General features: G+C 46.2%; 10 protein-coding genes. 5 read left to right on the forward strand and 5 right to left on the reverse strand.

The annotated features are described in order from the left end of the window. The first annotated feature begins 89 nt into the window (after positions 1-89). Positions 90-1,556: a dihydrolipoyl dehydrogenase gene (locus BCU34_RS12670; protein WP_102479217.1), complete on the forward strand. Its 1,467-nt coding sequence runs from the start codon at positions 90-92 to the stop codon at positions 1,554-1,556. A 240-nt stretch (positions 1,557-1,796) separates the two neighbouring features. Here the strand turns inward: BCU34_RS12670 and BCU34_RS12675 are convergent, their stop codons facing one another. Then, positions 1,797-2,144 (reverse strand): RidA family protein, encoded by a 348-nt coding sequence (locus BCU34_RS12675; RefSeq protein WP_004729674.1) that lies wholly within the window; start codon positions 2,142-2,144, stop codon positions 1,797-1,799. Between the two features lie 87 nt (positions 2,145-2,231). Here BCU34_RS12675 and BCU34_RS12680 point away from each other — a divergent pair, with 87 nt between their 5' ends. After that, entirely contained in the window at positions 2,232-2,480 is a 249-nt protein-coding gene (locus BCU34_RS12680) for a DUF3624 domain-containing protein (protein ID WP_080967687.1), read from the forward strand. A 254-nt stretch (positions 2,481-2,734) separates the two neighbouring features. Here the strand turns inward: BCU34_RS12680 and argH are convergent, their stop codons facing one another. The 4 genes from argH to argC all read right to left on the reverse strand — a co-directional run bounded on the left by argH (position 2,735) and on the right by argC (position 8,055). Further along, entirely contained in the window at positions 2,735-4,609 is a 1,875-nt protein-coding gene (argH, locus tag BCU34_RS12685; RefSeq protein ID WP_102479216.1) for an argininosuccinate lyase, read from the reverse strand. 304 nt (positions 4,610-4,913) lie between these two features. Further along, complete coding sequence (locus tag BCU34_RS12690) at positions 4,914-6,125, reverse strand: argininosuccinate synthase (RefSeq protein ID WP_032549988.1); 1,212 nt, start codon at positions 6,123-6,125, stop codon at positions 4,914-4,916. A 124-nt stretch (positions 6,126-6,249) separates the two neighbouring features. Further along, entirely contained in the window at positions 6,250-7,038 is a 789-nt protein-coding gene (gene argB / locus BCU34_RS12695) for an acetylglutamate kinase (protein WP_102479215.1), read from the reverse strand. 12 nt (positions 7,039-7,050) lie between these two features. After that, positions 7,051-8,055, reverse strand: a complete 1,005-nt coding sequence (gene argC / locus BCU34_RS12700; RefSeq protein ID WP_102479214.1) for an N-acetyl-gamma-glutamyl-phosphate reductase — start codon at positions 8,053-8,055, stop codon at positions 7,051-7,053. Positions 8,056-8,209: 154 nt separating this feature from the next. On the opposite strand from argC, the gene argE reads away from it, so the two are divergent. The 3 genes from argE (at position 8,210) to BCU34_RS12715 (ending at position 13,123) form a co-directional block, all read left to right on the forward strand. Continuing rightward, the gene (argE, locus tag BCU34_RS12705; protein ID WP_048659177.1) at positions 8,210-9,346 is read left to right on the forward strand and encodes an acetylornithine deacetylase; all 1,137 of its coding nucleotides are present in this window, start codon (positions 8,210-8,212) and stop codon (positions 9,344-9,346) included. 251 nt (positions 9,347-9,597) lie between these two features. After that, entirely contained in the window at positions 9,598-12,234 is a 2,637-nt protein-coding gene (ppc, locus tag BCU34_RS12710) for a phosphoenolpyruvate carboxylase (protein WP_170960799.1), read from the forward strand. A 349-nt stretch (positions 12,235-12,583) separates the two neighbouring features. Continuing rightward, entirely contained in the window at positions 12,584-13,123 is a 540-nt protein-coding gene (locus BCU34_RS12715) for a PadR family transcriptional regulator (RefSeq protein ID WP_017061141.1), read from the forward strand. Positions 13,124-13,147: the final 24 nt, after the last annotated feature.

The raw sequence follows: 13,147 nt of genomic DNA on the forward strand, positions 1-13,147 counted from the left end.
AAAACTGACCCGCTATCCTGACTCTCAAAAAATCACCAGAGTTGGAGGGGTTCGTTCAAACCAAATTTAGCCATTGCGAGAAAATTATTATGAAACAAGTCAATGTAGATGTAGCAGTTATCGGGGGCGGTACGGCAGGTTTAGGTTCTTACCGCGCTGCAAAAGCACACACTGACAGTGTCGTGATGATTGAAGGCGGCCCTTACGGTACAACCTGTGCTCGTGTGGGTTGTATGCCATCTAAACTGCTTATTGCAGCAGCGGAAAGCGTACACCAAATCGAGAAAGCACCAGCTTTTGGCATTCACCCACAAGGTGATATCGTGATTAACGGCCGTGAAGTGATGGACCGAGTGAAGTTTGAACGTGACCGTTTTGTTGGTTTTGTTTTAGAAGGTGTTGATGAAATCCCAGAGCAAGACAAGATCTCTGGCTACGCAAAGTTTTTAGACGACAGCACACTACAAATTGATGACCACACGGTTGTCACCGCTAAACGTATTGTTATCGCAACTGGCTCTCGCCCTGCATACCCTGCCGTTTGGAATGAGCTTGGTGACCGTCTGATCATTAACGATGACGTGTTCAGCTGGGATGATTTACCAGAATCGGTTGCAGTATTTGGCCCTGGTGTTATTGGTCTTGAGCTTGGCCAGTCACTACACCGCTTAGGTGTGAAGACCAAACTGTTCGGTTTAGGTGGTCAAGTTGGCCCAGTAACCGACCCAGAGATCATGGCTTACGCAGATAAAGCCTTCAATGAAGAGTTCTACCTAGATGCCGACGTGAAAATCGAAAGCATGAAGCGTATTACCACTGAATCGGGTGAGGCTCGCGTCGAAATCCAGTTCATCAATAAGCAAGGTGAACTAGAAACTAAAGTCGTTGAGTACGTACTGGCAGCAACGGGGCGTCGTCCCAACACAGACAAACTTGGCCTAGAGAATACCTCTCTAGAACTTGATGAGCGTGGTGTTCCAATCGCTGACCACTACACGCTACAAACATCATTGCCATCAGTATTCATTGCAGGTGATGCAAGCAACCAACTACCTCTGCTACATGAAGCAGCAGACCAAGCCCGCATTGCAGGTGACAACGCTGGTCGCTTCCCTGAGATTCGTGCAGGTCTACGCCGCTCTAAAATCTCAGCGGTATTCTCTGACCCGCAAATCGCGATGGTTGGTGAATCCTACAAAGAGATCACCACCCGCTTAGGCACATGTGGTTGTTTCGCAACGGGTGAAGTGTCGTTCGAGAACCAAGGTCGTTCACGAGTGATGCTACGCAACAAAGGTATTCTGCACGTTTACGGCGAGCAAGGTACAGGCCGCTTCCTTGGTGCTGAGATGATGGGACCAAACGCAGAACACTTAGCTCACTTGTTAGCATGGGCACACCAGAACAAGATGACGGTTTCTGAAATGCTAGACATGCCGTTCTATCACCCAGTAATCGAAGAGGGTGTACGAACAGCGCTGCGTGACCTCAACGCGAAACTGCACTTAGGCCCAGAGATGGTGAAACACTGTCTAGATTGTGGACCTGGTTGTTAATCTCGGTTGATTGAGACAGAACACATAAATTAGATACTAAAAAGGAAAGCCATTGGCTTTCCTTTTTGTTTGTCGGCAACGAACAAATAACAGATTCCCGACTACGCTCCTTCGTCGCTTTCGGGAATGACGTTGATTTATTTAAGCCACTAAACCAAAACTTAAACCGTCATTCCAGAACCGAGGGACGAGGTATCTGGAATCTCTTAAAACCGTTACTTATCGCTAAATGCGAGAGAATTACTTCTCAGCTGCAATCACAGAGATCTCAACTAGCAGCGCTTCGCGAGCCATGTCGCCAGTCACACATGCGCGAGCTGGAGCGTGACCTTCTGGTACCCATGCATCCCAAACTGCGTTCATTTCTTGGAAGTCTTTCATATCCTTCAAGTAAATCGTTGCTGACAGCATGTGCTCTTTGTCGCTGCCTGCTTGCTCAAGTAGCGCTTCTACTTTATCTAGCATGGTCTGTGTTTGTTCAGTGATGTCTTTAGTTGCATCAGCACAAACTTGGCCACATAGGTAGATAGTACCGTTGTGTTTAACAATACGGCTCATACGTTGCTTGGTTTCTTGGCGCTCAATCATCGATCTTCTCTCTCTATGTCACCGTGATCCAATATCTTGTGACGTGGTATTATCAGGGCAACAAGCATAACGCGAATCAAGCCCAAGATGACATGTATTCATTGCAATAAAAATGAAAAAATCTTCAACAAACTCGGTCGCTGCCAACGTTGTATGAACCAGCTGATGGTGCTGTCGCTCTTGAGTTGGGGAACATGGTGGTTACTTTTCAGGGAAGACCCGAAAACCATCAATGCCATCGCCTTGATGATGGCCGCTTTCGCGTTCAGTGGCTTGTTATCGCTGCATTGGATAATGAAGTTAGTGGTGCTGCCTTTAAGGAACAAAAAGCGTTAGCTGAGGAGTTTGCTGGATAGGCAATAATGGTTAGATGATAGGTTCAATACATCAATCGTGCACCGTAATTATCGAGCTATTATCATTTACCAAACAGCGGATAGAAAAAAGCCCCAGAACCAATCGATTCTAGGGCTTTCTTAGAAAATTCTAAGAAAAAGCAGTGGTACTTTAATAGACCGGGCTTTTCTTAGTTTGTTCCCAAAAAAGATCAGATTTTTGATCTTTTTTTTAGGAGCTATAAGATCAATGTCTTATGCAACATTAACCTTAGCGATAATCTGCTCTACCAAGTTCACTTCCAACGCCACTTCATCACACGCATGTTGACGAGGACACTGGTCACAATCTTTCAGTACCTTCTCAGGCAGTAGAGATTTCGATGTCGGTAAGAAATCATGCTTCATGAAGAACTCTGGTGTACGAGTCAGCACAAATACCTTCTTGATGGCCATTTGTCTCGCTTTCTCAACCAAGTGCTGCACAATCGCAGTACCCTGCCCTTGACCTTGCCAGCCAGCCTCAACACCGAGTGAGCGAATTTCTGCTAAGCCAGAGTCATACACATAGAGTGATGCACAACCTGTCACCTCTCCATGATGTTCCGCGACCGCAAACGAGCCAATATCACGCACCAGTTCATTACGAGAACGAGGTAGATTTTCACCCATGTTCGCCCAGTAAGCGACCATGCCTTCTAACGCTTCAATATCAGTCAGACGAGCAGGACGAACCTTAACGATGGAAGTGTCACGCTGTGATAAACGTTTCTCAGCTTGGTCAACCGCGTAAGCCACTTGCTGTGGAGATACACCACCTAGCGCGCTACGTTTTTCAAGACACGATTCAATGGTCAGGATGTCATATACATCCTCTTCAATCACCTCAGAGAACTCTTTCATCTCTGCGATGGTTAATTCTTCTAATGCACAGCCTTTAGCAATCGCCGCTACTACTGTTACACCGACAATATGGTGAGCTTCACGGAAAGGAATCCCTTTCGCTACTAGGTAATCAGCCAGTTCAGTTGAGTTCGCGTAGCCTTGTTTCGCCGCTTCAAGTGTACGTTCGCCGTTCACTTTAATGCCGTCAAAACAGAGCGCTGCCATTTCCATACAATCATTCCAAGTATCTAAAGCGTCGAACAGACCTTCTTTATCTTCTTGCATGTCTTTGTTGTACGCCAAAGGCAGAGCTTTTACTGTCATCATCATTGCCGCTAGTGAACCGTAAACACGGCCAGTTTTGCCACGGATAAGTTCTAACGCATCCGGGTTTTTCTTTTGTGGCATCAGAGATGAACCTGAAGTCACGGTATCTGCTAACTCGATGAAGTTTGATTCACCTGAGTTGTAGAAAATCATATCTTCTGCAAGACGCGAAAGGTGAAGCATAGAGATAGAAGCGATCGACATCAGCTCCATCACATGGTCACGGTCAGAGACTGAATCTAGAGAGTTGCGCGTTGCACGACGGAAACCTAAGTTGTGAGCTAACTCTTCACGGTCCATCGGGTAAGCAGTTCCGGCAAGGGCACCAGAACCCAGCGGACATGTATCTAGACGCTTAATCGCATCATTCAAACGAGAATAATCACGCTCAAGCATTTCAACGTAAGCCAAGCACCAGTGAGCAAAAGTTACCGGCTGAGCACGTTGTAAGTGAGTGTAGCCAGGAAGCACAGTTTCTTGATGCTGAGAAGCAACGTTGACCATTTGGCTCTGTAGGCGATCCAATGCCAATAGCAGTTGGTTACCTTGCTGACGACACCAAAGTTTCAGGTCAGTCGCCACTTGGTCGTTACGAGAACGGCCAGTGTGTAGCTTCTTACCAAGGTCACCAACCTTACCGATCAGCTGTTGTTCAACCCAGCTGTGAATATCTTCTGCGTCTGAACGTAGGATTTGCTCGGGATCTTCCATCACCTCTAACTTCAGCTCATTCAGCGCAAGCTCAAGCTTTTGCTGCTCTTCTGCAGTTAGAACGTTGACTGACAGTAGAGCTTTTGACCAGGCAATAGAGCCCACAATGTCTTGCTCAGCCAAGCGGTAGTCAAAACGAAGTGAATCGTTAAAATCTTTAAACCGTGTATCTGCTGCTTGGGTAAATCTCCCGCCCCATAATGCCATTGCGTATCTCCTAATTGCCCAGTGCTCACTGTGTTTTGCAAATAATAAGTCTGATAGAAATTCAGTCTTTTTCTAATGGTTTAAACTTACGGCAAATTAGATTAAAAATAAAGTATAAATTCATTATTTTTACATATTTATTCACCAATAACTGATGAAAACGATTTTTCATCAGTATACTGATGCGATTATATGCCATCCAAACGTAAAAACCGATGCTCAATCACCCAACAAAAAGCCCACTCGCTAAACCAATAGCGAGTGGGCTTTGAACAATCTCTATTATCTTAAGTAACTGTATTCGTTACTTTTGGCTGTTTAGAGCACGGATACGGCTTGATAGAGAGTAAAGGCGGATGAAGCCTTCTGCATGGCTTTGGTCGTAAACTTCATCTTCACCAAAGGTTGCAAACTCTTCTGAGTATAGGCTGTTGTCAGAACGCTTCTGAGTCACAGTTGCGTGGCCTTTGTATAGCTTAACAACCACTTCACCATTCACATCTTGTGCTAGCTCTTCTGTTGCCGCTAGGATTGACTTACATAGCGGAGTGAACCAACGACCATCGTATACAAGGTGAGAAGCCTTAACACCTAGCTCTTCGCGGAATTCGAATGCTGCTTTGTCTAGCACTAGCTGCTCAACCGCACGCAGTGCTTCCATGATGATCGTGCCACCTGGAGTTTCGTAACAACCACGAGACTTCATACCTACAAGACGGTTCTCTACGATATCGATACGACCAACACCGTGCTTCGCGCCTTTTTCATTTAGGTAAACCAGTGCGTTGTATGGCGTCATTGCTTCACCGTCTACTGCAACCACTTCACCCTTTTCAACTTTCAACGTTACTGTTTCAGATTCGTTTGGTGCTTGCTCTGGATCTACTGTCCACGCCCAGCAATCTTCGTTTGGTGCATTCCATGTATCTTCTAGTACACCACCCTCTGTAGAGATGTGCCAAGCGTTCGCGTCACGTGAGTAGATCTTAGTTAGAGAAGCAGTACAAGGGATGTTGCGCTCTGCTAGGTAGTCTAGACACTCTTCACGGCTCACAAGATCCCACTCACGCCATGGTGCAATTACGTGTAGATCTGGTGCTAGTGCAGCAAATGCACCTTCGAAACGAACTTGGTCGTTACCTTTACCCGTACAGCCGTGACATAGTGCGTCCGCACCCACTTTACGTGCAACTTCAACCTGCGCTTTAGCAATAATTGGACGAGCCATAGACGTACCTAGAAGGTATTTACCTTCGTAGTAAGCACCGGTTTTTAGCGTTGGGAAGATGTAGTCTGCAACCATCTCTTCTTTTAGGTCTGCGATGTAACACTCAGACGCACCAGACGCTTTCGCTTTCTCTTCAATGCCTTCTAGCTCTTCTGCGCCTTGACCAACATCGGCCACGAACGCCACAACCTCACAGTCGTAGTTCTCTTTTAACCACGGAATGATTACCGAAGTATCTAGACCGCCAGAATAGGCTACAACAACTTTATTAACTTTAACCTTGCTCATTTGAGTTTCTCCTAAATTCCCGGGCCTGCACTTTGGCGGTCAGCTCCTCGGGGTTTATCCATTCGACTTAATTAATTCTTTAACTTCACTTTCTGAGTTCAGAAGCTACTGAGATAAAAACATGTTACTGAGGTAAAAACTGAGTACCGATGCTTTCACCTGAAAATAGTTGTGCTAGCTTGTCTGGGTAGCGCCAGGTCGCGACTTCAATCGGACGGCCAAGGTCATTGGCTGCTTCAAGTGCCGCTTGTACTTTAACGATCATGCCGTCGGTGATGACTTTGCCTTCAATCAGCTCATCCGCTTGTTGTTGGCTTAGGCTCGGAATAAGGTGACCTTTTCCATCAAGAACGCCGCTCACATCTGATAACAGTACCAGCTCTGCATCCAATGCCCCTGCGACAGCAACAGCAGCTTGGTCTGCATTGACGTTCATTAGTTGCCCTTGGTCTGTCAGACCGATCGAGCTGATGATTGGCAGTGCGCCCATATCAAGGATGGCTTGCAGTACCTGAGGATTACCCGGCGCGGCTTTACCTACTGCGCCTAATTCAGGGTTCAGCTCGCTGACTTTACATAGACCACCATCAGCTAGGCTCAAACCAACGGCGTTGATGCCGTCTTTAATCGCCTGACCTTGAAGCAATTTGTTGGCCGTGCCCGCTAGCGCACCAGCGATCAAAGGAATCTGATCATAAGGAGTAACACGTAGCCCTTCTTTCTTAACGGTTTCGAGGTTCAACTTATTCATCAAATCATCAACAAGGTAACCGCCGCCGTGAACAATCACGATTGGTCGCTGTGCCTGTTGTTGGTAAGCAGAGATCGCACCAAATAACTTGCTAAGTGTTTCACCACAAGATAGCGCAGCGCCACCTAACTTTATGATTAATGGTTGATTATTAAGGCTCATATTTAGATTCCCTTACACTAACGCAGTTAATGGCGCAAAACCATAACGTAAATTTAAACACTGCATCGCTTGGCTAGATGCACCCTTTAATAAGTTATCAATCGCTGAAACAACGATGATGTGCTGACCTTGAACCTTCCAACCTAAGTCGCAGAAAGGCGTCTGTTCTACATCTTGAATTCTTGGCAGTGTCTCTTCGAGTAGTCTCACTGCAGGTTTACCTTGGTAAGCTTGCTCAAAGGCATCTTGTATCTGTTGCTCTGTCACGCCTTCAGCCAGTTTCATGGTGATGGTCGCTAAAATACCGCGCTTAAAGTTGCCGAGGTGCGGAGTGAAAATCACATCACACCCTAAATGTGCGGCCATTTCAGGTTGATGACGGTGATTGAAGACGCCATAAGCTTGCAGGCTCACTTCGCAGAAGCTGTTAACCATAGTCGCCTTGCGACCTGCACCAGTAACTCCGCTAGTCGCGTTAATCACTGGCCATTGGTTCTCATCAAGTAACTTGGCTTCAACCAAAGGCTTAATCGCCAGTTGTGACGCGGTTGGGTAACAACCCGCGACGGCAATAAGCTGAGCTTCTTTAATTTCTTGTTCATTCCACTCAGCTAAACCGTAAGCTGCTTTGTCTAACCACTGTTCGTGTTGGTGTTCAAAACCGTAGAACTCTTGGTAGAAGTTCTCGCCTTTAACTCTGAATGCACCCGATAGGTCGAAGACTTGGCAATCGTTTTCTAGAAAAATTGGCGCTAGGTCGTGACTTACTTCGTGTGCGGTAGCTAAGAAAATCACATCAGACTGCTTTGCTAGTTCTTCTGGATTCGTTAATGGCTGTACTGGCATATCAATCAAGCCAGCTAACTTACCGTGCAGTGCCGCAATAGGTTTACCTGCGTCTACACTATTGGCTGAGACATATAAACCTGATAGCGTGAGCTCAGGGTGTCTGTTTATCATTAGAGCCAGTTCTGCTCCTGTGTAGCCGCTTGCGCCAATGATCGTGGTTTTCAACATCTCAACACATCCATTCCTGAGGTAAGTTACATTTCAAAATTTGACTATTCATACTTAATTTTTGGCTTTATTTGATTTCTTATGCATTAAATATGATTTAATATGTGTTTTACCGACTTATAGTTTTCCTGTCAATAGTAGAAGTGAAGATATTATGCAATTACCGAGTTTTCTTGAGGTCTACAAAGGCCTAATTTCCACCGACTCTATTAGTTCTACCGATCCAAGCTGGGATCATGGCAACGAAAAAGTGATCGAAAAAATGGCTCAATGGTTTAAAGACTTAGGCTTTAGCGTTGAGGTCGTGGAGGTCGAGCCCGGCAAGCATAATATGGTCGCAAAGATGGGCTCAGGTGAAGGTGGCTTGTTATTAGCGGGACACAGCGACACAGTGCCATTCGATGAAGGGCGTTGGAACTTCGATCCTCACGCACTAACAGAACACAACAATCGCTTCTATGGGTTAGGCACGGCCGATATGAAAGGCTTTTTCGCTTTCGTTTATGAAGCGGCAAAGAAGATGGATTGGAGCAAACAGGCGAAGCCACTTTATGTATTGGCAACCTGTGATGAAGAGACCACCATGCTAGGCGCACGTCACTTCACGGAGAATGCACCATTTAAACCGGATTACTGCATCATTGGTGAGCCAACCAGCCTTGTGCCTATACGTGGTCATAAAGGTCATGTCGCCAATGCCGTGCGAGTAACCGGTAAATCAGGTCACTCTTCGGATCCTGCATTAGGTGTCAACGCCATCGAAATCATGCATGAAGTGCTGTTTGCTTTGATGCAGCTGCGTGACAAGTTAGTCAAAGAGTATCACCACCCGGGTTTCGCTATTCCAAGTCCGACTCTAAACCTTGGCCATATTCACGGCGGTGATAGCGCTAACCGAATCTGTGGCTGTTGTGAACTACATTACGACGTTCGTCCTTTACCAGGCATCAGCTTAGATGGGTTGGATAACATGCTGCGCAGCGCACTCAAGGAAGTAGAAGCAAAATGGCCGGGCAGAATTGAGATTACTCCGCTGCATGAGCCGATTCCGGGTTACGAGTGCCAACACGATCATCCATTTATTGGTGGTATGGAATCAGTGTGCGAGATTGAATCGCAAACCGTGAACTACTGTACAGAGGCACCTTTCCTTCAAGAGCTGTGTCCAACCTTAGTACTAGGTCCGGGGTCAATCGACCAGGCTCACCAACCGGATGAGTTCTTAAGCTTCGATTTTATTGACCCAACAATTGATGTTCTGAGTAAATCGATCCGTAAATATTGTTTCTAGTTATTGCTACCCGTTCGATATTTTTATACAAAAGCTACCCCAAAAGGTGGCTTTTATTCTGTTATCTCTGACATAGCCTGTTCTTGTAATTAAATTTCACTTTATTCCACAGTATTGAAAAATTCACTTCTCCCACATTTCTAAACCTAATAATTGCAAACTTAGAATGCTTTATTTGACTAGATACAGCAGTTTTCGCTAGATTGTGTACTTAACAAGGAACAATGGATGTAATTTTTTTACGAGGCAGGATGACAATGAACGAGAAATACGCCGCTCTCAAGAGTAACGTAAGCATGCTGGGACGCTTGCTAGGTAACACAATCCAAGATGCACATGGTGACGTTATCTTAGAGAAAGTGGAAACTATCCGTAAACTTTCCAAATCCGCCCGCGCAGGCAACAAAGCTGACCGTGACAGCCTAGTTGAAGAAATCAAAAACCTGCCGAACGAACAACTCACTCCTGTTGCTCGTGCATTTAACCAATTTCTCAACCTCACCAACATGGCAGAGCAGTACCACACCATCTCTCGCCACTGTGAGGAGCATGTTTGCGAACCAGACGTGCTGCAATCTCTATTTTCCAAATTAAACCAAAACGACATCAGCAAGCTAGATGCGGCTCAAGCTGTTCGCGACCTGAACATTGAACTCGTTTTGACTGCACACCCAACAGAAATCACTCGTCGCACCATGATCAACAAGCTGGTTAAGATCAACGAGTGTCTGTCTAAATTAGAATTAAGCGACCTATCACACAAAGAGCGCGTGAAAACCGAACGTCGCCTAGAGCAACTTATCGCTCAAGGTTGGCACTCAGATGTGATTCGTCAACAACGCCCAACGCCACTTGATGAAGCTAAGTGGGGCTTTGCGGTTGTAGAAAACTCTCTATGGGAAGCAGTACCAGATTTTCTACGCGACATGGATGGCCGACTAAAAGGCTACCTTGGTGAAGGCCTGCCGATCGATGCACGCCCAGTACACTTCTCATCTTGGATGGGCGGTGACCGCGATGGTAACCCATTCGTAACGCACACCATCACTAAAGAAGTGCTGCGCCTATCTCGCTGGAAAGCTGCAGACCTTTACCTAGGCGACGTTAATGAGCTGATTACCGAGCTGTCGATGACTAAGTGTAATGATGCGGTTCGTGAACTAGCAGGTGATGAGCACGAAGCTTACCGTGCAATCCTTAAGAGCCTACGCACTCTGCTGAACAACACGCTAGAAGTGCTTGACGCAAAACTGCATGATGCTGAAGTACCGAAGAAAGAAACACTGCAGAACATCGACCAACTTTGGACACCACTTTACGCGTGTTACCAATCGCTGCACGAATGTGGCATGGGCGTAATCGCAGATGGTTCTCTGCTTGATACCCTACGTCGCCTAAAAGCATTCGGTGTGCATTTAGTTCGTCTCGATGTTCGTCAAGAAAGTACACGTCACTCAGATGTCCTATCTGAACTGACTCGCTACCTAGGCATTGGCGATTACGACCAGTGGAGCGAGCAAGACAAGATTGCTTTCTTAACCAATGAATTAAGCTCAAAACGCCCACTGCTACCGCGCGACTGGGAGCCATCTGAACAGGTCAAAGAGGTTTTAGACACCTGTAAGGTAATTGCAGCTCAACCTCGTGAAGCCTTCGGCGCTTATGTGATTTCTATGGCTCGTACTGCATCGGATGTACTGGCTGTTCACTTGCTTCTGCAAGAATGTGGTTGCCCATACCGCATGGACGTATGTCCACTGTTCGAAACGCTAGACGATTTGAACAACTCAGAAGCGGTAATGAAGCAGCTAATGAGCATCGACTTGTACCGTGGATTTATCCAGAACCACCAAATGGTGATGATCGGATACTCTGACTCAGCGAAAGATGCGGGCGTAATGTCTGCAGGTTGGGCCCAGTATGACGCGATGGACAAGCTGGTTAAAGTTTGTGATGAAGAAGGCATTGAACTGACTCTATTCCACGGTCGTGGCGGTACGGTTGGTCGTGGTGGTGCGCCAGCGCACGCTGCTCTTCTTTCTCAGCCACCTAAGAGCTTGAAAGGCGGTTTACGTGTAACTGAGCAAGGCGAAATGATCCGCTTTAAGCTTGGTTTACCAGACGTTGCTGTAAACAGCTTTAACCTTTACGCAAGTGCGATTCTAGAAGCGAACCTTCTGCCGCCACCAGAGCCAAAACAAGAGTGGCGCGACCTAATGGAAGTGCTGTCTCAAGTCTCTTGTGAGGCTTACCGTAACGTGGTTCGTGGTGAAGAGAAATTCGTACCTTACTTCCGTCAAGCGACGCCTGAACTGGAGCTAGGTAAACTGCCTCTTGGTTCTCGCCCTGCAAAACGTAACCCGAATGGCGGCGTAGAAAGCCTACGTGCAATTCCATGGATCTTCTCTTGGAGCCAAAACCGTTTGGTACTTCCTGCATGGCTAGGTGCTGGTGAAGCCATTCAATACTCTGTAGACCAAGGCCATCAAGCGCTACTGGAAGAGATGTGTCGTGAATGGCCATTCTTCTCAACTCGTCTGGGTATGTTGGAAATGGTGTACTCGAAGTGCAACATGGAAATTGCGAAGTACTACGATCAACGTCTTGTTGACGAAGAGCTATTGCCTCTGGGTGAGTTACTGCGTGAACAGCTACAAAAAGACATCAAAGCGGTACTGAATGTAGAAAATAACGAGAACTTGATGCAGAGCGACCCTTGGGGGCTTGAGTCAATTCGCTTACGTAACATCTACGTTGAGCCACTAAACATGCTTCAAGCAGAACTGCTGTACCGTACTCGTAAGTGTGAAACACCACCAGCAGAGCTAGAAGAAGCGCTAATGGTGACGATTGCAGGCATTGCAGCAGGTATGCGAAACACTGGTTAATTAGTGATTCCTACTATAAAAAGAACAAAAGGTCGCCACGCGCGACCTTTTTATTTTGCAAAATAACCACTAGTGAGTATTTTGTCAGTTTTTTGGGTTATTTTGTCCATGTATTCTACTTTATGCTTATTATTTAGATATACTACTGCTCCGCTGCGGAAACACTCCAAAAAAATAATCTGCAGCAATTTGACCAATAAACTGGTCAACCTAGGTGATAAACGGCTTTGTAAGGTGACATAACCAACCGATGAGTTGGTGCTACTTAGACATAACCAATATAACGTGCCATTAGAAGCACACTTGTTGTTTAAGTATTTGTTTACTGTTTACCATTTGGATTTCAGACATGTCATTACCACACGTAATTCTAACCGTTTTAAGTACACGCGATGCTACTGGTTACGATATCACAAAAGAATTCTCCGCAAGCATTGGTTACTTCTGGAAAGCTAGCCACCAACAAGTTTACCGCGAGCTAAATAAAATGGCTCAGAACGACCAGGTAACTTGCGTGCTTGAGCCTCAAGAAGGCAAACCTGATCGTAAAGTTTACTCTATCACTGATGCTGGCCGTGGCGCGCTAGGTGAATGGTTTGAACAACCAACTGCACACCCAACCGTTCGTGACGAGTTCTCAGCTAAGCTAATGGCTTGTGCTGTACAACCTTCTGACGCTTACCGTGTACAACTTGCTGAGCTAGTAGAAGAGTCTCGCAAACTGGTTTCTCACTACCGTGAAATCGAAGCGGCTTACTACGCAACGCCATCAACTCTAGACAAGCAAGCACGCCTTGAGCGTCTTACTCTTCGTCGTAACCTACTTATCCGTGAAGCATGGATTGTATGGGCTGAAGAAGTACTGCTTGAACTTGGCGCTCTTGCTTAAGTTAAGCTAGAAGCTAGAAGCTAG

Source organism: Vibrio sp. 10N.286.45.E10, assembly GCF_002874195.2.
Taxonomy (GTDB): Bacteria; Pseudomonadota; Gammaproteobacteria; order Enterobacterales; family Vibrionaceae; genus Vibrio; species Vibrio crassostreae.